The organism is Paenibacillus sp. FSL R7-0026 (genome assembly GCF_038004485.1).
Taxonomy (GTDB): Bacteria; Bacillota; Bacilli; order Paenibacillales; family Paenibacillaceae; genus Paenibacillus; species Paenibacillus xylanexedens_A.
On sequence record NZ_JBBORG010000001.1, the window covers coordinates 5,879,166 to 5,898,737 of the forward strand.

General features: G+C 45.0%; 16 protein-coding genes. 1 reads left to right on the forward strand and 15 read right to left on the reverse strand.

The window, feature by feature from the left end:
* Positions 1 to 46: 46 nt before the first annotated feature.
* From MKY44_RS25875 to argC, 5 genes are all read right to left on the reverse strand, one after another.
* Positions 47 to 1,300, reverse strand: coding sequence for an aspartate aminotransferase family protein (locus tag MKY44_RS25875; RefSeq protein WP_341009156.1), 1,254 nt, complete (start codon positions 1,298 to 1,300; stop codon positions 47 to 49).
* Between the two features lie 369 nt (positions 1,301 to 1,669).
* The gene (argB, locus tag MKY44_RS25880; protein ID WP_341009158.1) at positions 1,670 to 2,509 is read right to left on the reverse strand and encodes an acetylglutamate kinase; all 840 of its coding nucleotides are present in this window, start codon (positions 2,507 to 2,509) and stop codon (positions 1,670 to 1,672) included.
* Positions 2,510 to 2,583: 74 nt separating this feature from the next.
* Positions 2,584 to 2,733 carry a hypothetical protein gene (locus tag MKY44_RS25885; protein WP_341009160.1) on the reverse strand — a complete coding sequence of 50 codons (150 nt, stop codon included), beginning with the start codon at positions 2,731 to 2,733 and terminating at the stop codon, positions 2,584 to 2,586.
* A gap of 91 nt (positions 2,734 to 2,824) precedes the next feature.
* Positions 2,825 to 4,063, reverse strand: coding sequence for a bifunctional glutamate N-acetyltransferase/amino-acid acetyltransferase ArgJ (gene argJ, locus MKY44_RS25890; protein ID WP_445670664.1), 1,239 nt, complete (start codon positions 4,061 to 4,063; stop codon positions 2,825 to 2,827).
* Positions 4,064 to 4,193: 130 nt separating this feature from the next.
* Complete coding sequence (gene argC, locus MKY44_RS25895; RefSeq protein WP_341009162.1) at positions 4,194 to 5,243, reverse strand: N-acetyl-gamma-glutamyl-phosphate reductase; 1,050 nt, start codon at positions 5,241 to 5,243, stop codon at positions 4,194 to 4,196.
* 331 nt (positions 5,244 to 5,574) lie between these two features.
* On the opposite strand from argC, the gene cls reads away from it, so the two are divergent.
* Entirely contained in the window at positions 5,575 to 7,023 is a 1,449-nt protein-coding gene (cls, locus tag MKY44_RS25900; protein WP_076209833.1) for a cardiolipin synthase, read from the forward strand.
* Positions 7,024 to 7,344: 321 nt separating this feature from the next.
* On the opposite strand, the gene MKY44_RS25905 is transcribed toward cls, so the two are convergent.
* The 10 genes from MKY44_RS25905 to MKY44_RS25950 all read right to left on the reverse strand — a co-directional run bounded on the left by MKY44_RS25905 (position 7,345) and on the right by MKY44_RS25950 (position 19,454).
* Positions 7,345 to 8,253, reverse strand: coding sequence for a YitT family protein (locus tag MKY44_RS25905; protein ID WP_145324344.1), 909 nt, complete (start codon positions 8,251 to 8,253; stop codon positions 7,345 to 7,347).
* A gap of 132 nt (positions 8,254 to 8,385) precedes the next feature.
* Positions 8,386 to 9,499 (reverse strand): peptide chain release factor 2 gene (gene prfB, locus MKY44_RS25910; RefSeq protein ID WP_124116498.1). Its coding sequence is split into 2 segments (ribosomal slippage): positions 8,386 to 9,426 and positions 9,428 to 9,499, totalling 1,113 coding nucleotides; the frame shifts between segments, so codons are not numbered across the junction.
* Positions 9,500 to 9,939: 440 nt separating this feature from the next.
* The gene (secA, locus tag MKY44_RS25915) at positions 9,940 to 12,444 is read right to left on the reverse strand and encodes a preprotein translocase subunit SecA (protein WP_341009164.1); all 2,505 of its coding nucleotides are present in this window, start codon (positions 12,442 to 12,444) and stop codon (positions 9,940 to 9,942) included.
* 788 nt (positions 12,445 to 13,232) lie between these two features.
* Positions 13,233 to 13,796 (reverse strand): ribosome hibernation-promoting factor, HPF/YfiA family, encoded by a 564-nt coding sequence (gene hpf / locus MKY44_RS25920; protein WP_047840659.1) that lies wholly within the window; start codon positions 13,794 to 13,796, stop codon positions 13,233 to 13,235.
* 421 nt (positions 13,797 to 14,217) lie between these two features.
* Positions 14,218 to 14,415, reverse strand: a complete 198-nt coding sequence (locus MKY44_RS25925) for a cold shock domain-containing protein (RefSeq protein ID WP_024631599.1) — start codon at positions 14,413 to 14,415, stop codon at positions 14,218 to 14,220.
* A 543-nt stretch (positions 14,416 to 14,958) separates the two neighbouring features.
* Positions 14,959 to 15,294, reverse strand: a complete 336-nt coding sequence (locus MKY44_RS25930; protein ID WP_341009166.1) for a hypothetical protein — start codon at positions 15,292 to 15,294, stop codon at positions 14,959 to 14,961.
* Positions 15,287 to 15,679 carry a flagellar export chaperone FliS gene (gene fliS / locus MKY44_RS25935; protein WP_036612461.1) on the reverse strand — a complete coding sequence of 131 codons (393 nt, stop codon included), beginning with the start codon at positions 15,677 to 15,679 and terminating at the stop codon, positions 15,287 to 15,289. The genes MKY44_RS25930 and fliS overlap by 8 nt, the downstream gene beginning before the upstream one ends.
* 29 nt (positions 15,680 to 15,708) lie before the next feature.
* Positions 15,709 to 17,283, reverse strand: coding sequence for a flagellar filament capping protein FliD (fliD, locus tag MKY44_RS25940; RefSeq protein WP_341009168.1), 1,575 nt, complete (start codon positions 17,281 to 17,283; stop codon positions 15,709 to 15,711).
* Between the two features lie 16 nt (positions 17,284 to 17,299).
* On the reverse strand, positions 17,300 to 17,689 hold the full coding sequence (locus MKY44_RS25945) for a flagellar protein FlaG (protein WP_036612465.1): 390 nt from the start codon (positions 17,687 to 17,689) through the stop codon (positions 17,300 to 17,302).
* A 130-nt stretch (positions 17,690 to 17,819) separates the two neighbouring features.
* Positions 17,820 to 19,454 (reverse strand): flagellin N-terminal helical domain-containing protein, encoded by a 1,635-nt coding sequence (locus MKY44_RS25950; protein ID WP_341009169.1) that lies wholly within the window; start codon positions 19,452 to 19,454, stop codon positions 17,820 to 17,822.
* Between the last annotated feature and the right edge of the window lie 118 nt (positions 19,455 to 19,572).

Here is a 19,572-nt window from a genome sequence, read left to right on the forward strand (position 1 = left end):
TCGAGGCCGGTAATGGCCCCGAGACAGAAAGGTTCTCATTTTTATATTAGGCTTTCGCCGCTACGTGCTCTTCGATCAATGTGGCTACCAGCGATACGGCCTCGTCGATCTCTTCTTTGCTCACATACAGGTTCGGAAGCAAACGAATCACATTCGGTCCTGCAGAGACGAACAAGATACCGCGTTTTTGCCCAGCAAGCACAATATCACCTACCGGCTCAGCACATTCGATACCGACCAACAATCCCAAGCCACGAACTTCCTTCACAAAGGAATTGCCCGCCAAACGTTTCCGCAGGGAGCTCATCAGGTATTCGCCCATCTCCGCTGCACGCTCTGGCAGGCGATCTTCCAGCATCGTTTCAATTGTTGCGATCACAACGGATGAAGCAAGTGGTGTTCCGCCAAATGTTGTCGCATGGCTACCTGGCGTGAACGCATCCCGCAAGAAGCCTTTACCCAACATCGCGCCTACAGGGAAACCACTGCCGATACCTTTGGCAACGGTGAACACGTCTGGCTCAATGCCATAATGTTCGTGCGCGAACAGTTTACCCGTACGTCCCATTCCTGTTTGTACTTCATCGACAATCAGAAGCAACCCATGCTCGTCACACAATTTCCGTACATGTTTGACGAATTCCGGTTCGACTGGATATACACCACCTTCGGCCTGAACCATCTCCAGCATAATAGCTGCTGTGTTGGGTCCAATTGCAGCTTCAAGTGCAGGGGTATCATGCAAAGGTACGGTTACAAATCCGGCTGGCAATGGCAAAAATCCTTCTTTCACCTTATCTTGTCCGGTTGCTGTCAGCGTTGCGAGTGTCCGTCCATGGAAGGACTGGGCAAAGGTGATCACTTCATAGCGATCTGTGCCTTTCACCTTCTGGTGATAACGACGTGCAACTTTGATAGCTGCTTCATTCGCTTCGGCACCACTGTTACAGAAAAACACTGCGTCAGCACATGTATTGGCTGTCAGCAATGCTGCTGCTTTCTCCTGGCCTGGAATCTGGAATAGGTTGGATACATGCCACAGCTCATCAATCTGAGCTTTCAGCTTGGCTCCAACTTTCTCCGGTGCATGGCCCAGGCTAGTTACAGCGAGTCCGCACATGAAATCGAGATAACGGTTGCCCTGGTCATCCCACAACCAGCTGCCTTTACCTTTAACCAGACTGATTGGATAACGCGCATACGTTTGGAAAAGCGAGCTTTCCGTCTGTGCTGCTGCACCTGTTGCTGTTGCGCCCGCTACCGCTGTGCCAGAACCTGGCTGTTCGTTGCCTTTTGCCATGACCATATCACTCCTTATTTGTTGGTACACGAGCAATTATATAAGAAACCTGATTTACACTAGATCACTCCGATTGCGGAACCATCTTCCGAACGTATGCATACTCCACTTCGATGACTGAACAATCTTCCGATCGCTGTTATCCCTGGATTTTTTTTATTCCCCTTCAATGGGGAAAATCCTGTGATAAAGGCGCACGCTCCGCTTCTTCAGGTTATTTCTGTCCTCTCCGTTATGCATTTTTATTCTTCCGATTGGTTCTGCACCCTACGTTATTGTGAGTGTAATATTAGATTTCTTATATAAAAAAGCCGTGCACATATTTTTTTATTTAAATAAGACTATTAAGACCCTAGCGTATCGAGCAAATTATTGCATACGGATGATTCTTGTTCCGATGATTTCTCCGCCTAGCACTCGGCTCAGGATTTGGGGTTCGCTGCCGTCTACGATGACGACCTCACGTACTTGACCATGGATACATGCGATAGCTGCACGCACTTTGGGAATCATGCCGCCATAGATTTCTCCGGTCTGGATCATGTCCTCAATCTCTTGTACAGATACGGATGGCAGTACTTTTTTCTCGCCGCCTACGTTCTTCATGATGCCTGGAACGTCGGTCACGACAATCATCCGACTCACGCCGAGATGAGACGCCACTGCACCCGCAGCTGTATCTGCGTTAATGTTGTAGCGTTGTCCAGTTGCATCTACACCAACTGGTGCGATAACTGGCATGTAACCCATGTTCACGATGCCTTGGATAATCTCTGCATTCACACCAGTGACATCGCCTACCCAACCGATCTCTGTGTGGTTTGTAACAGGTTTAGCCTGAATCAGACCCCCGTCCACGCCGGACAAGCCTAGTGCACGACCGCCCACACGTTGAATCAGACGCACGATCTGTTTGTTGATGCTGCCCGCAAGCACCATCTCCACTACGTCCAGCACAGGTTCAGTTGTTTTGCGCAGGCCGTTAACGAATTCGGTTTCGATGCCAAGCTTCGCCAGGTTATCCGAGATCGCAGGACCTCCACCATGCACGATTACCGGCTGCGTGCCCTGAGACTGCAAATCACGCAGATCCGCAAAGAAAGACTCAGGCAATGCCGCCAGTGTGCTGCCTCCACATTTCATGACAAACATCTGTTTCTCTGTGCTCGCTTCCGTTGCGGTACTCTTGTTTGGCATTGTTGAATTCATGAGGCAAGCTCCTTTCGTTCAAATATTCTAAAAGACTTAACACTTAATAAATCCATGTTAGACGGGTCTAGCCGTTACAAATTCGGATCGTTCTTTTGATCGCTGTTGTCTCCAGGTTTTTTGATTCCCTTTTTAAAGGGGAAACCCGGAGACAAAGGCGAACGCTTCGCTTCTTCAGAATCGATTCCGACTTTTTCACTATCCCCGTCAAAAATCAGACTCATAAAGTTTAATCCTTATAGATGTTCTACATATTTTTACAAAGCAGCTTTTCAATCATGAAGCTGCTAGATTATTAAAACTAAATACAAAATATTACGTGCGGTATGCTGCGTTAATTCGGACGTAGTCATACGTCAGGTCACAGCCCCAGGCTGTTGCCGTTCCTTCGCCGTGGTGCAAATCCACCACAATGCGAACGGTATCGGTCTGCAAATAGGCCAATGCCAATTCTTCGTCAAACACGACTGGACGGGACTGCGCAAGTACCGAGATATCTCCCAAACGAATATCCACCGTATCCGGGTTCACCGGTTGTCCTGCACGCCCTACCGCTGCAATAATCCGACCCCAGTTGGCATCAGCGCCGAACATGGCTGATTTCACAAGACTCGAACCGATGACGGTTTTGGCAATTGCCTGTGCGGATTCATCACTTACTGCACCTGTAACTTCTACCTCAACCAGTTTGGTTGCTCCTTCACCATCGCGAGCAATGGCTTTGGCCAGTACTTGGCATACATAGGTGAAGCCGGCTGCAAAAGCGTCCCAATCCGGGTGCTCCATCGTCAGCTCTTCATTGCCTGCATATCCACTGGACATAGCTACCAACATATCGTTTGTACTTGTATCCCCATCAACGGTAATCATGTTGAATGTATGATTCGTTGCCTGGCGCAGCAGGCGCTGCAACGCTTCTGCACCAATGACCGCGTCAGATGTCATGAAAGCGAGCATTGTCGCCATATTCGGATGAATCATACCCGAGCCTTTGGCGGCTCCCGCAATTGTAACCGTCTTACCGTTAACCAGAACGGAGACGCAAGCTTCCTTTTTCACCAAATCCGTTGTTAGAATCGCTTGTGAAAATTGCTCCGCCTCGTTAGACTCCTTGCCCATATGCCCTGGAAGACCAGTGATACCTGAATGTACAGCATCCATTTTGAGCAATTCACCAATGACACCTGTGGATGCCACAGCCACGTCCTCTTCTGCCACACCCAACTCACGCGCAGCAGCCGAACGCATCGCATAAGCATCTTCTTCCCCTTGTTGTCCTGTACATGCATTCGCATTACCACTGTTCACGATAACAGCCTGAAGACGTCCGTTGCTCAAGCTTTCGCGCGTTACTTTGAGTGGTGCCGCCTGAAACACGTTCGTCGTGTATACAGCAGCAGCTGTAGCTGGTACATCACAGCGGATCGCTCCGATGTCATTGCGAGATGTCTTTTTCAATCCGCAGTGAAGTCCACCAGCAGTGAATCCCCCAGGGGTTACAATTGTTCCGTTCTCAACCACGGTAAAAGTATGTTGCTCCACATTCGTTCCCATATCATATCCCCCGTATGCGTTCAGCTATATGCTGATGATCGCCTGCTTAACCTGATCCGTTCTCCCTAAGTTGACTCCGAGAAAGCACTCTACACCGAATGTTCCAGCACTCCTCCTGAATTACAATCCCTTATGGATATACCGGTGTCATGTTCAGCCCGAGGTTCTCCTCCCATCCCATCATCAGGTTCATATTTTGAATCGCTTGCCCGGAAGCACCCTTCACCAGGTTGTCGATGACCGAAATAATCGTCAAACGCCCTGTGCGAGGATCTACCGCAAATCCGATATCACAATAGTTGGATCCGTACACTTCTTTGGTAGAAGGCCAGATGCCCGGTTCACGTACACGTACAAAAGGTCTGTTCTCATAATATTTACGGTACAAATCTACGATCTCCCGGTCGCTGTGTTCCCCAATGAGGTTTGCATACATCGTACTCATAATTCCACGTGTCATTGGCACCAGATGTGTTGTGAAAGTAACCGTAACAGGCGTTCCCGTTATACTGCCAAGCACTTGTTCGATCTCGGGAATATGTTGATGTTTATTCAGTTTATAGGCTTTGAAATTCTCATTCATCTCTGCATAATGGTTTGTCAGACTTGTTCCGCGCCCTGCTCCAGATACGCCTGATTTAGCATCAATTATAATAGTAGAAGGATCAATCCAGCCTGCCTCTACAGCAGGGATCAGTCCAAGAAGTGTAGCCGTTGGATAACAACCCGGGTTGGATATAAAATTCTGTCCCTTCACTTCTTCGCCATACACCTCAGCCATGCCGTATACCGCTTGTTCCAGCAAATCAGCTGAAGGCGCCGGATGTTTGTACCATTCTTCGTACACTGTTCCATCCTTAAGTCTGAAATCGCCAGACAGGTCAATCACCTTAAGTCCTGCTGCTAGCAGGCTTGGTACAAGCTTAGCACTTACGCCGGACGGGGTCGCTGTGAATACCAGATCCGCACGACTCGCAATTTCAGCCGGATCTACACCGTCGAGTGGCCTGTGAATCACGCCCGTCAAATGCGGAAATCCATCTGCGATGGACTCACCACTGCTCGATGATGAGATCACTGATGTGATTTCAACCAACGGATGGTTCTGGAAAAAACGAATCAGCTCCACCCCGCCGTAGCCGGTGGAACCGACGATTGCTACTTTTAATTTGTTATTCACTCTCGCTCCCCCAATCTCGATGTATGCGCTACTTGTGCTATGTCCTTGCCTGAAGGATACTTGAACACAGCAATTCCGTCGCTTATATGCATATTTGTGTATTATTATACGACTCTGGTTATATAAATACAACACTCTATCATCAATTTCACATGGATTTCCATCCAATCCGAACATATCTTTTTTTACTATCCGGGACGAATAGGTATACATCTGTTAAAATACGTATTAGTAGGAAACATTACAATCAGGGTCTCATTCATAACTAACCTGCTAATCAAGGACATATGAATAGATTCATGATGGTCATTATGAGACATGGGGGACTATAGTGCATATCGAATCCATTTTACTTATTGTACTCCTTGGCCTGAATATCATTTTTGCGGCAGCAGTCGTTTTCTTCGAACGGAAGGATGCCAGCGCTTCCTGGGCTTGGCTGCTCGTCTTGAACTTTATTCCGGTGTTTGGGTTTGTACTTTATCTTTTAACCGGTCAGAACCTGACCCGATACCGGCTTTTCCAGTGGAAAGAACGTAAGAAGCTCGGGCTAGAGGAACGTATTGAAGCCCAGCTCACGCAGTTGCACGATAACCGCACCCCTTTCCGCAACCAAGCAACCGAGACTAGCCAGGACATGATCTATATGAACCTGAAGCAGAACGGTGCTCTGTTAACGGAGGATAATGCGGTTGAGATCATTACGGACGGAACAGACAAGTTCCAACGGCTCTTGGATGACATCGAAGCGGCTCAGGATCACGTGCACGTACAATACTACATTTATAGAGGCGACCGTCTGGGCAAAAGAATTCGGGATGCACTCATCCGCAAAGCGCGGGAAGGCATCAAAGTTCGTTTGCTGTATGACGCGCTCGGATCACGGCGGGTATCAAAACGCTTTTTCAAAGAATTGCGCGAAGCAGGCGGTTTGGTTGAAGTCTTTTTCCCATCCAAATTTAGTCTAATCAACTTGCGTATGAACTACCGGAACCACCGTAAGATTGTCATCATCGATGGTAACCTGGGGTACACGGGCGGATTTAACGTTGGAGATGAGTATCTTGGCTTGAACTCGAAATTCGGTTACTGGCGTGACACACATCTGCGTATTCAGGGGAATGCCGTTCATGCGCTGCAGACCCGTTTCCTTCTGGATTGGAATGAAGCGTCCAAGCAACACGACACACCTTATGTTCCGGCGCATTTCCCTCATATTGAGGGTACAGGAAAGATTGCCATGCAGATTGTCTCTAGTGGACCAGATGCAGAGACTGAACATATCAAGAACAGTTATCTCAAGATGATTAATGGTGCAAAACATTCGATTTTGATTCAAACACCTTATTTTATCCCGGATGCCAGTGTATTCGAAGCTATTCGTCTCGCGTGTCTGTCCGGCATAGATGTTCGCATTATGATTCCTAATAAGCCCGATCATGCCTTTGTATACTGGGCTACGTTATCTTATATTGGTGAGTTGTTAAAAGTGGGCGCCAAAGTATTTATATATGATAATGGCTTCATTCATGCCAAAACACTTATCATTGACAGTTTGGTTGCATCCGTGGGAACCGCCAATATTGACTACCGCAGTTTCCGGTTGAACTTTGAGGTTAATGCCTTTATGTATGATGAAACGATTGCGACAGCACTTGTACAAACCTTTGAGCACGACCTGCATGTATCGCGGGAAATGACGCTCGATGAATACCAAAAACGAAGTCTAATCATTCGCTTCAAAGAAGCGATTTCCCGTCTGTTATCTCCGATTCTGTAGCGGCGGCACTCCAATGACAGAAACGCCTTCCGATCGCTGTTATCCCCAAATTTTTTTGATTCTCTATTCTAAAGGGGAAAATCCGGGGATAGCATATGCTTCCGAAGTAGCTTTCTTTCAGAAAGCTTTCAGGCGAACGTTCCACTTCTTCAGGATATTTCTGTCCTCTCCGTTATGTGAAATGTTAAGTTGAACTTTTAATAGTAAAAAAGCAGGTACTCCCTCTCTGTCATTGCAGAGAAGGATGTACCTGCTTTTTTTGAATTTTTGTTTCCAAACTTACGAGCCCCACGCGGCTCGCTCCCTATTTTTCACACCCGTTCACACATGTTCTCCCCGCTTAAAGCCTTCACCGAGCACTTCGTGCGCGTTACTGATAATGACAAACGCTCCCGGGTCCACAGACCGGATCAACGCTTTGAGTCTTGGCACCTCATTTTGCCCAACGACTACCATCAGTACTGTTCGTTGATCGTCAGTGTAACCGCCTTTGGCTTCCAACTTCGTTAATCCGCGATCCAGATCATCCAGAATCACTTTGCTAATCGCTTCCGTCTGGTTGGAGATAATATACGCCACCTTGGAAAAGCCTAGGCCCATCTCAACGGCATCGATCACTTTACCGGTAACATACAACCCAATCAGCGCATAGAGAGACTGCTCCAATGACAGCACAAATGCAGCCATAATAATAACCGTAGCATCCATGATGACTACACACAATGAGTAACTCAGTCCACTGTATTTCTGTACGATTCTGGCAAGAATGCTCATGCCACCTGTTGACCCTCTACCTCTATATACAATTCCAATCCCTAGACCAACGCCAATCCCACCATACAGTGAACCAAGTAGTGGATTCGTTGTTGGAATGGCCCAATCCTTCGTGAGATAGACTAACAATGGCAGGACAATACTGCCCAATACAGAGCGCACACCATACTGCTTCCCAATGAGCAGGAAACCCGCGATCAGGAGCGGGATGTTAATCGCCCACTGGGTGTATGCCGGCTCCAGATTGAGCCACTCCTTGCCTAGGATCGATAACCCGGACACTCCACCCGAAGCGATCTGATTCGGTAATAAAAATAAATTAAAGGCCACTGCGATTAAAAACGAGCCTACAATGATAGATACCGTATCCACGACGTTTCTCCATGGACCATTGAGTGGAATGAGGCTAGTTATCCTCTTTTTGCGATTATTGTGAAGTTGTGATCGTTGTTGCATGTTCTCGTGCTCTCCTTTGTTGTGACTGATCAGATGTTCGCTCATTTTTTCTATCCTATAAAATTATTCAAAAAAAAGCTCCCGTATACACCAGCATACGCCTACACGCATGGGTCCATACAGGAACTTATATTAATCCGTTTCTACTTTAATCTGGCTACGCAAATAACCATCGATGAATGCATCGAGGTCGCCGTCCATTACTGCCCCTGTATTTCCAGTCTCTACGCTTGTACGGTGATCCTTTACCATACTATAGGGATGGAACACATAGGAGCGAATCTGGCTACCCCATGAAATATCCGACTGATCTCCTCGGATTTCATCCAGCTGTTGTTTTTGCTCTTCAATTTTACGCTCATACAATTTCGAACGAAGCATCGTCATCGCTCGCTCACGGTTCTTGATCTGTGAACGTTCATTCTGACACGTCACAACTACACCTGTTGGAAGGTGAGTAATCCGTACGGCAGAGTCGGTGGTATTGATATGTTGTCCACCCGCGCCACTTGCCCGGTACGTATCGATCTTGAGATCCTCTGTGCGGATGTCCAGTTCAATCGTATCATCAATCTCCGGTACCACATCACAGGATACAAAGGACGTATGTCTACGGCCCGATGAGTCAAAAGGAGAGATTCGCACCAGTCGGTGTACACCCTTCTCGGCTTTCAGATAACCATAAGCGTTATGTCCCTTAATCGACAACGTAACACTCTTGATCCCAGCCTCATCACCTGGCAGATAATCCAGTACCTCAACCTTGAAGCCACGCTTCTCGGACCAACGTGTGTACATCCGGAGCAGCATCTGTCCCCAATCTTGGGACTCGGTGCCACCCGCACCAGGGTGAAGCTCCAGAATCGCATTCATCTTGTCATATGGTTGATTCAGCAGAAGCTGAAGTTCGAACTCTGCGACTTTGTTCACGATCGCTGTAATACTGTTGCCAATCTCGGTAGCGAGGTCTTCGTCGCCTTCTTCATCCGCCAGCTCTATCATCATCACCGCATCATCATAGTCCTGTTGGAGTTTGGTGTATTGATCCACAGATCCTTTTACCGCATTCAGCTCAGCAATTACGGATTGCGCCTTGTCGCTATCATCCCAGAAATCCGGGGCAGACATCTTCACTTCGAAGTTGCCGATCATCTCTTGCTTCAGATCTAAGTCAAAGAGACCCCCTAAGGTTTGTTAGTTTCTTGCCTATTTCACGCAGGTCATGCTTCACGTTTGGATCGATCATGTGCAATTCCTCTTTTCATTAAGATAAGCTCCCCGCATCCAGGGTATTCCTCCAGATCAAGTAAGTGATGCACCACCCTGGTGTTGAGACTACTGTTATATCAGTATATCTCTTCCCCGTGATCATGGTCATATTATTATAACTATGCACCATTAATCGGTTTTGCATCCTTCACTTCATCCTATGGAATACCCGGCTGCAAGGAGCCATTCATGTCATGCTATATAAGTTCACCTAGTTCATGTTACACCTGTTACTCCGATTACAGCAGCATCTTCCGATCGCTCTTATCCCCAGATTTTCTTAATTCCCTCTTACAAGGGAAAAATCCGGGGATAAAGGCGAACGCTCCGCTTCTTCAGATTGCTTCTGCACTCTCCGTTATGGTGTAAAATCGAGGTTCAACTTATTACACTAAAGTGTATATAAAAACCATCGCTCTACTCTTGACCGTGGCAGTGTTTGAACTTCTTGCCACTACCGCATGGGCATGGATCGTTACGTCCGATTTGGTCAGAAACCTTCACTGGACGTTTCTCAGCAGGTTCACCGCTTGTCGAGATCTGACTTTCCTCAACAACCGCTTGACGCTCCTGATTGCTCTCGATCTGTGCTCTCATCACATAAGTCGCTACTTCTTCTTGAATCGAAGCGATCATTTGATGGAACATTTCGAAGCCTTCGAACTGGTACTCACGCAGTGGATCTGTACCGCCGTAGGCACGAAGGTGGATACCTTGACGCAATTGATCCATTGCATCAATATGATCCATCCACTTGCTGTCTACTGCACGGAGCACAACCACTTTCTCGAACTCACGAACCATCTCTTCGCCAATTCGCTCTTCACGTGCATTGTATTTGTTCTGAACTTTCGTAAACAGGTACTCGATGATCTCTTCTGCTTCCTTACCCCATAGATCATCTTTTGTTACCGAACCATCATCCAGCAATTTGCTGTTCATGTAATCGGCAACTTCCTGCAGCTCCCAGTTTTCCGGAATATCGTCACCACAATGAGCTTCAACGATACGTTCAATGGAAGGTTTGATCATATCCATAACGATCTGTTTGATATTTTCGGACTCCAGTACCTCGCGGCGCTGTTTATATATAATTTCACGTTGTTGGTTCATAACATCATCATATTGCAGAACGACTTTACGCACGTCAAAGTTGTTACCTTCAACACGTTTCTGCGCTGATTCTACTGCACGGGTAATCATCCGGCTCTCAATCGGTTGGTCTTCTTCAAAACCAAGGCGCTCCATCATGTTCAATACATTATCCGCACCGAAACGTCTCATTAATTCATCACCCAGTGACAGGTAGAATTGTGTTGAACCCGGGTCACCTTGACGTCCCGCACGACCACGCAGCTGATTATCAATCCGGCGTGATTCGTGACGCTCTGTACCGATGATATGAAGGCCGCCTACTTCAGCTACACCTTCACCCAAAATAATATCCGTACCCCGTCCAGCCATGTTGGTTGCAATCGTTACTGCACCCGCTTGACCAGCTCCTGAGATGATCTCTGCTTCTTCCGCATGGTACTTGGCGTTCAGTACCTGGTGTCTCACACCACGGCGCTTAAGCATATCCGACAGGCGCTCCGAGTTCTCGATGGACACTGTACCTACCAGAACCGGCTGGTTCTTACTGTGGCGTGCAACAATCTCTTCTACAACGGCATTGAACTTGCCATCGATGCTCTTATACACGACATCTGCCATGTCATCCCGTTTGTTCGGACGGTTGGTTGGAATTTGCAGTACTTCGAGACCGTAGATTTTTTTGAACTCTTCTTCCTCGGTTTTCGCTGTACCCGTCATACCCGCAAGTTTACGGTACATCCGGAAATAGTTCTGGAAGGTAATCGTAGCAAGCGTCATGCTCTCGTTTTGTACTTCAATGCCTTCTTTGGCTTCAATCGCCTGGTGCAATCCATCACTGTAACGACGTCCAGACATCAGACGACCTGTGAATTCATCAACGATCATAACTTCCTCATCACTGACCACATAATCCACGTCACGACGCATGATTGCATTAGCTTTCAAACCCTGCACGATGTGATGGTTGAGAGTTACATTGGCATGATCATACAAGTTCTCGATACCAAATGCTTTCTCTGCTTTTGCCACGCCCGCCTCAGTCAACGCTACGGATTTCACCTTAATGTCTACCGTAAAGTCTTCTTCTGGCACCAAACGTTTCACAAAACGATCTGCTGCATAGTACATGTCCGTCGACTTCTGAGCTTGTCCAGAGATAATGAGTGGCGTACGCGCCTCATCGACTAGGATGGAGTCTACTTCATCAATGATACAGAAGAACAACGGACGTTGTACCATTTGCTCTTTGTACAGCACCATGTTGTCACGCAGATAGTCAAAACCAAACTCGTTGTTCGTTCCGTACGTAATATCACATGCATACGCATGTTGTTTCAAAGCATGGTCCATACCGCTCAGGTTAACCCCTACCGACATGCCCATGAATTCATAGATTTGTCCCATTTCCTGGCTATCCCGTTGTGCCAAATAGTCATTGACCGTGACCACGTGTACACCTTTGGACATCAACGCGTTCAGATATACCGGAAGTGTTCCTACCAGTGTTTTACCTTCACCCGTTTTCATCTCGGAAATACGGCCTTCATGCAGAGCGATACCGCCCAGCATCTGTACATCGTAGTGACGTTTGCCCAGTACACGGCGTGATGCCTCACGTACGGTTGCAAATGCCTCTGGAAGAAGCTCATCTGTTGTTTCTCCCTTTTCAATACGAGCACGGTATTCGTCCGTTTTACCTTTCAGTTGTTCATCAGACAACGCCTGAAATTGTGGTTCCAGTTTATTGATCACATCGACCGTCTTCATCAGACGTTTAACATCACGTTCATTCATGTCGCCGAAGATCTTTTTGACAAGTCCTAGCATGGTATACCCCTTTCGTGCAAAACAGAATAGACCCCCTGTTGCCGCCACGCGACACCATCGGATGGATGTTGTATCCACTTACCCGGGGGTGACAAACAATATAAAAAGTAATATGGATGAATCAACTCCAGGCTTGCCAAGGGTTCCTCATGAAGCTGATTCGGTATTCAAACGGATTCGGTTATTAAAAACTAGCCGAAGCCCGAGCCTTGCGAATCATGTTCATGGTGCTGTGCCTGTCATTGATTATGATTAGCGATCATTCGTTGACAATTCCTCATCAGGACAATGATTCTCTTTGCATAAATTGTAACAGTTTGTAAGGGCCGCCGCAACACGCCACGGCACACTTCTTTGAACTTCTGAGACATATCAAATGGAGTTTAAGTGCAAAAAATCATAGTCGTTAGCGGAAGCGTTCGATTGTCATGTTTCGTTTTGCAGGATAGACAGCCCTGTCAACGAATTTTGATGGTAAATTTGGATGGAAATCTCAATATCCAGTTCTCGAATGTAGGTGTGCGAATATTTTCGTAGCTATCGGAATCTGGTGATAAAATTGTACCGATTGTGATTCTTCATACTATCTATTAGACGCAGCAGCATAGGGAATAGTTTCACCATTTCATTTCCAAAGGTCATTTCCCAGCTTCTCTACGCACAAAAGAGCCCCATCCCCTAAGGGATGGAAGCTCTTGTTAAGTCTAATCCAGGAAACTACAGTCCCTGTCTTCATTATTATTAGATATTCATACGCAAATCCGATCCGATGATCCTGTAGGTTAAGATTAACCTTGTTCGATCAATCCGTACTTACCATCGTTCCGTTTGTAAACAACGCTAACTTCTTCACTGTCAATGTTGGAGAATACGAAGAAATTGTGACCAACCATGTTCATTTGGAGGATGGCCTCTTCCACGTCCATTGGTTTCAACATAAAGCGTTTCGTCCGTACAACTTCCAGATCATCGTCATCCGTGTCCGCATCCAGTTCAGCTGTAGCTACAGTACCTGTTGGGTCTTCAACGAAGAGCGTTTTCAGGCTACCTTCCTGGCGGAACTTACGGTTAATTTTTGTTTTGTGTTTGCGGATCTGACGTTCCAGCTTGTCCACTACGGAGTCAATGGATGCGTACATATCGTCGCTCTCATCCTCAGCGCGTAGCACAATGCCTTTCAAAGGGATCGTCACCTCTACCGTATGCAAACCTCTCGTCGTGCTCAATGTAACAGCACCGTCAGAGTTAAGGGGTGCATCGAAATACTTCTCGAGTCTACTCAACTTTTTGTCGACATAATCCTTCAAAGCATCAGTAACCTCGATTTGTTGACCTCGAATACTTAAATTCATAGGGCACTCCTCCTTTTTCCTTTGCCACTTCATTATAACACGAATGTAAGCGCCATGTAAAAACTCCCGGTGACCGAATAATGACATCTGTTCAAGCCACATCTGCCAACGTAGGCATAACGCCATATTTCGCGATATTTCATCATATTCAGCCATAATCGAATATTTACTTGGTATGAATTATTAGGCGCTTGATGATGTATTTAACCGTTTTTGAGCCTGCTCAATCTAATATGTAAAATGAACTTCAATCTATCTCTTGAATCTATTAAATTCACTAGAATAATGTGTCTAGGATGATCCTCAAATCTCGAATCTGTTAAAACAAAAAAAGACCCCGGAAAGTACCGGAGTCTGATGCTAGCGATAATGCAATTTGGTAACCATCTAACCATATATGTAGGTCGGATTGTCCGGATGATTATAATTTGATTACGTTAGCTGCTTGCGGTCCACGCGCGCCTTCGACGATGTCGAATTCTACGGATTGACCTTCTTCCAAAGTTTTGAATCCTTCGGATTGAATTGCGGAGAAATGTACGAATACGTCGCCGCCGTCTTCAGTCTCAATGAAACCGTAACCTTTTTCTGCGTTGAACCATTTTACTTTACCTTGCATGCACTAACATTCCCTTCGTCATCAAATGAAGTGAAGCTTTCGGCCTTAACCTCTGCCCACAATTCAGATAATACCATCCAAAGTTATCCATTGTCAATTGGAAAAGTAAATGTTTTCTTGGAATTTTTTGTAGATTAATTGGGGATTGTGTTGAAAGGTGGGATAACTTGAATATATCAGGTAATTGGCAGGTTGATAAGTCTATTTTTGATGTATTAATGATAGAAACTCGGATGAGAGTTTACTATTCAGATAACGAGTGATTAACAAAATTTACGAAAGTTAAACATTTTATAATTTTATTACTATAGTTAATTAGTATAAGAGGTTATTTTAGGATAAGCAGAAAATTGACCTGTACTAAAAAAGTAGTAGATCACTAAAAACATGGCACTGTCTGCTTAAATCTATTAACTCATATTTATATGAGCAAGCAAATTATTTATTAAAACAATTTTCATTTTCATAGATAAGACGAGCTGACAGACTAAGTTTAAAATAACACAGGGCAGATCTTAGGAGATCTGCCCTGTTCTTTATATATCATTTTCTTCTATCCATTAGCATACTATCAGGCGCATAGGCAGTCTCATATACATTTCGCTGCATTTTTGCTTGATTACGCTTATGCAGCCAATCTTGAGCCTCAATCCGAAGTGCATTCATACGATCAAGTAAAGTTTTATCATAGGCCAAAATCCGATGAACTTCCCCTTTTTGTTTTACATCCAGAGGAAAACTCTCACTCTCTTTAATTATAGCATCAACAATATGTTGTCGATCTTCTATGAAGGTTTCCAGTTCCTCATAGGAGGTCTCCTCAATCCGTTCAATAACTTCCTGAGTCATAGTAGACAAGCGTTCAATAAGATTATCCATGAGCACTTTCAGTCTGCGTAGAGGCTAGTTTAGAGGCTTGCATCCAAGTTTCCCGCAAGTCAGTCAAATATCCAATTGCTTCTTCTGCTTTTTCTGGACTTTTACGAATGTTAGCTTCGATTAAAAGATAATTCGTATACTCATACAGAGCAAATAGGTTTTTGGATACATCGTATGACTGGTCCAATGTGGACATAAGTTCACTAATAATAGTCTGCGCTTTCCCCAGATTAAGATTGGCTTTCTCAATATCCTGGTTATTCAGGCCCTCAAGTCCAACTTTTACAAATCGGATTGCCCCATCATACAGCATAATAACCAGTTGAGCTGGCGTTGAAGTCTGCACGGAAGATTGACGATATTTTTCATAAGGAGATTTAATCAATTAGGTCACCCTCTATTATAAAATTTCTCTTAGCTGGTGGTAGAGAATAGACTGGACGACTGTGAACTGAGTTTGTTCATTGCTGTTTCCATCGCAGTGAACTGTTTATAATAACGAGTCTCTGTGTTTTCCAAAATGGTAAGCATATTTGTAATCCGACTATTGTACTCTTTGAGTTTCCTACCCATAGCACTTTCTTCTTTGTAACTGACTGTGAGATCAGCTGAGAATTTACTGGTTCCGACCCGTGTAACGAGGCTATCCAACGAACCTGATATTTTGTCTGCTAACTTGTCAAAGATACCATTATTCGCCTCACTGCCGGTACCTTGGAACAGATCTACCGCTTTTTGAGGATTCTCAGTCAACGCTTTTTTCAAGACGACTTCGTCAAGAACAATTTTGCCGCCTGAGTTGTACGATCCCATTGTTATCCCCATCTCAGACAAAGCGACGACTTGACCCGATATAATCCCTCTCATGTTAGAAAGAGCCGATCTTAAAATGTCATCATTCTTCAATAGACCACTCTTAGCTTTGTCAGTCCAGTTGGTGATATCCGTATCTTTCATCGCCGTCTTTTGTTCGTCGGTCAATGGCTTGAAGTCACGATATTTATTTTCGTCTAACTTCGTATTTAACAACGTTATTAACGAGTTATAGTCCTCTACGAAGCTCTTAATGGTTTGCAAAGCAGTTTCAGTATCACTCGATGTCGTAATGCTAACAGGTATGTCCTTAGAAGGGTCTGCCGGGTCTGCTGTTGTCTTCTGAAGAGTTAACTGCACACCGTTAATGGTAACAGTATTGCTTTTGTCTGTATAATCTCTGCCGTTAACACTGAATTTTGCGTCTACAGCATTTGTTGTTTTATATTTTTCAGGACCATCTGTTCCTGAATCATATTTTTGATTAAAGAGGTCAAGCAAACTATTATCATCTGTTGCTACAAGATCTGCCTTACCATCTGTCCCACTTGTTTTAGAGTTGATAATCAGTTTCCCACTTATCTCATCATACTTGGCAGTAACGTTAGCTTTGGCATTACCATTAATCGTAGCAACCATCGTAGCGATGGACGTAGATCCCGTGAACAATGACTTACCGTTACTATCTACAAAGCTCACGCCGTTTATAGAGAATTTAAACTCTTCGGCGTTAAGGGCAGTTCGATCAGCATCTGTGAGTGTAGCTGGATCTTTTCCTTCTTTCATAATCTGCAAATCAGCTAACGTTTTGGTACTGGCTACTGGTGCATTGAGCCCGAATGTTTCAACTGTCTTCTTGGTTGCTAATTGCGTAATACTGACTTTCATATCAATGCCGTTGGCAGTAGCCGATGCTTCGGCTTTAAGAGCATCTGCATTCCCACTCACTACAGCTTTTTGTGTATTTAATGCTGCACTTTTACCATACTTATCAATAAGTTTGTTCGTACGAAAGTCTACGAGTTTACTATTAATTTCTCTATAGCTGTCCCGTTTCCATTCTAGGATTTGCTTATCCTGATTTAGTTTATCCAGCGGAATTCGTTTCGCAACCATCATACTTTTAACCATGCTATCGACGTCCATACCGGAGAAGCCGTTAATACGTGTAACCATTCAATCCCTCCTATAATTATATTTTCTCGTCTACCAATATACCTGCAATTTCCATCATCTTGGCAACCAAGTCTAGCGTTTTCTCTGGTGGAATCTCACGAATAAGTTCTCCCGTATCTTTGTTCATCACTTTCACCATAATATCATGGGTCTTCTCATGTACACTGATTTCCAAAGTTGTTTCAGGGCCCTGCAAAGATTGGACCGCACGTTCAATTGTTTTAATCAAGTGTTCGTCTGCAATCGAAATTTTGGCACCCTGAATTTCTTTTGTACTTAAATCTTTATAATTTTTAATAGCTGACGCTGAAGATATTGATTCACTTGCACTTTGAACAGGAGCTACTTCTGATCGGGGCTGTCCGTTAGATGCGCCGGATGCCGAGAAGGAAAACTGTACATTCATGTGCTCTATCCTCCAAGAACGCTTGATTTATTATATATATCGGTCATTGCTCTTCGTTATTTTAGGGAATTCCTAGCAAAACAAAAAAAAGCCCCGGAATAATCCAGAGCTTTCGGTATTGAAGTAAATCTTAACGAAGCAATTGCAGAACGCCTTGTGGTTGTTGGTTAGCTTGAGCCAACATCGCTTGTGCAGCTTGTGCAAGGATGTTGTTCTTCGTTTGTTCCATCATTTCTTTAGCCATGTCTACGTCACGTACACGGGACTCAGCTGCAGTCAGGTTCTCGGAAGATGTGTTCAAGTTGTTGATTGTGTGTTCCAGACGGTTTTGAACCGCACCCAATTTAGCGCGCTCGCTGGAAACGGAGCTGATTGCTTTATCCAAAGAAGTAATTGCGTTGGAAGCGCCAGCTGTTGTAGAGATATCTACACCAGTAATACCCAGAGCTGCAGTACGCATGTCATTCACACCAAAAGTAATGCTTTGGCCTTTGTTTGCACCGATTTGGAATGTAACACCACCATTGCTTGAAGCATCTGTTTGAGCCTGAGAAAGTCCTAGGTCTTTGACTGTAGTTTGTCCTGACAGATCCTCAAGATTAATTGGTCCGCTCTCACTAATGATCTCAAAACGTCCATCTTCCAGCGCGTTAACCTTAACATCTTTGATGAAACCAAAGTCACCATCTGCTGTTGCACCAGAAGCAGTATTAGCTTTTGCAATAGCAGCGTTGATTGCTGTTTCCAAAGTTGTGGCTGCAGCCGACATATCAGTAGTACCATTAGTAATAGCCGCTGCTGTAGCAGCTTGCAATTTAGTATCACCGATAGTCAAGTTGAATGTAGCACCAGATGCTACAGTTGTTCCATTAAATTTACTTGTTCCTACGTTAGTATCAAGCGCACCGTTTGCTCCCAAGAATTTACCAGCGATAGAAACAGTGGCGTCCGCTGTTTTGATACTTGAATTAACTCCTTTAGAACCACTTTCAAGTACAAGACTATCAGCTTTTACATATCCGGTAATATGTTCAACATTCGCTCCAGATTTGTCAATAGCTTCATTGATTTTGCTTACGATCAAATCTGCCGCTGCTTTCATACCTGTAGCAGTTGCACCCGTACCAGTTCCTGCTGTAATTGTGTTCTTCTCTTCTGTGGAGAGGTTTTGCCAATCAACTGTGATTTCAGTGCCATCAATTTTGATTTTCTCACTTACAAAGTCATTTGTATCAACCAGTGCAGCACTATCCATTGTTGCTGAAGCAGTTACAGAAGCAGCTGTTTGTTTACCAACAATTGTACCGGAAGTAGAATCCAAGCCCACTGTGGCACCTGAAGTTTTCAAAGCACCGTTCAACAATTTCTTCGTATTGAACTCTGTAGTATCGCCGATACGGTCGATTTCGGATTTCAATTGTTTAACTTCGTCTTGCAATGCTTTACGATCTTCTTCAGTGTTCGTACCGTTAGCGGATTGAACGGAAAGTTCACGTACACGTTGCAGGATGGAGTGAGTTTCGCTCAATGCGCCCTCAGCTGTTTGAATCAAAGAGATACCATCTTGAGCATTTTTGGAAGCCATATCCAAACCGCGGATTTGACCGCGCATTTTTTCGGAGATTGCCAAGCCTGCAGCATCGTCACCAGCACGGTTGATACGAAGACCGGAAGACAATTTCTCGATGTTTTTGCTAGTTGCAGCAGAGTTAGTGGACAGTTGGCGGTGAGTGTTCAACGCCGTAATATTATGGTTGATAATCATTTGATATTTCCTCCCTGAAGATAAATTAGTTCCACATCCTTGTGGTAAACGCCGCGACATTAAGGTCGGCCGCCCTGCCGAAGCAGCGTCTAAATTATATATCGACGGAAAGTATGCA

Bases quoted from the DNA above. Each gene is read 5' to 3' on its own strand.
- MKY44_RS25925 (WP_024631599.1), bottom strand. From the start codon at position 14,415: ATGCAAGGTAAAGTAAAATGGTTCAACGCAGAAAAAGGTTACGGTTTC.
- MKY44_RS25905 (WP_145324344.1), bottom strand. From the start codon at position 8,253: ATGCAACAACGATCACAACTTCACAATAATCGCAAAAAGAGGATAACT.
- argB (WP_341009158.1), bottom strand. From the start codon at position 2,509: ATGAATTCAACAATGCCAAACAAGAGTACCGCAACGGAAGCGAGCACA.
- MKY44_RS25875 (WP_341009156.1), bottom strand. From the start codon at position 1,300: ATGGCAAAAGGCAACGAACAGCCAGGTTCTGGCACAGCGGTAGCGGGC.
- argJ (WP_445670664.1), bottom strand. From the start codon at position 4,063: ATGGGAACGAATGTGGAGCAACATACTTTTACCGTGGTTGAGAACGGA.
- MKY44_RS25945 (WP_036612465.1), bottom strand. From the start codon at position 17,689: ATGAATGTACAGTTTTCCTTCTCGGCATCCGGCGCATCTAACGGACAG.
- MKY44_RS25885 (WP_341009160.1), bottom strand. From the start codon at position 2,733: ATGAGTCTGATTTTTGACGGGGATAGTGAAAAAGTCGGAATCGATTCT.
- secA (WP_341009164.1), bottom strand. From the start codon at position 12,444: ATGCTAGGACTTGTCAAAAAGATCTTCGGCGACATGAATGAACGTGAT.
- MKY44_RS25930 (WP_341009166.1), bottom strand. From the start codon at position 15,294: ATGGATAATCTTATTGAACGCTTGTCTACTATGACTCAGGAAGTTATT.
- fliD (WP_341009168.1), bottom strand. From the start codon at position 17,283: ATGGTTACACGTATTAACGGCTTCTCCGGTATGGACGTCGATAGCATG.
- MKY44_RS25950 (WP_341009169.1), bottom strand. From the start codon at position 19,454: ATGATTATCAACCATAATATTACGGCGTTGAACACTCACCGCCAACTG.
- hpf (WP_047840659.1), bottom strand. From the start codon at position 13,796: ATGAATTTAAGTATTCGAGGTCAACAAATCGAGGTTACTGATGCTTTG.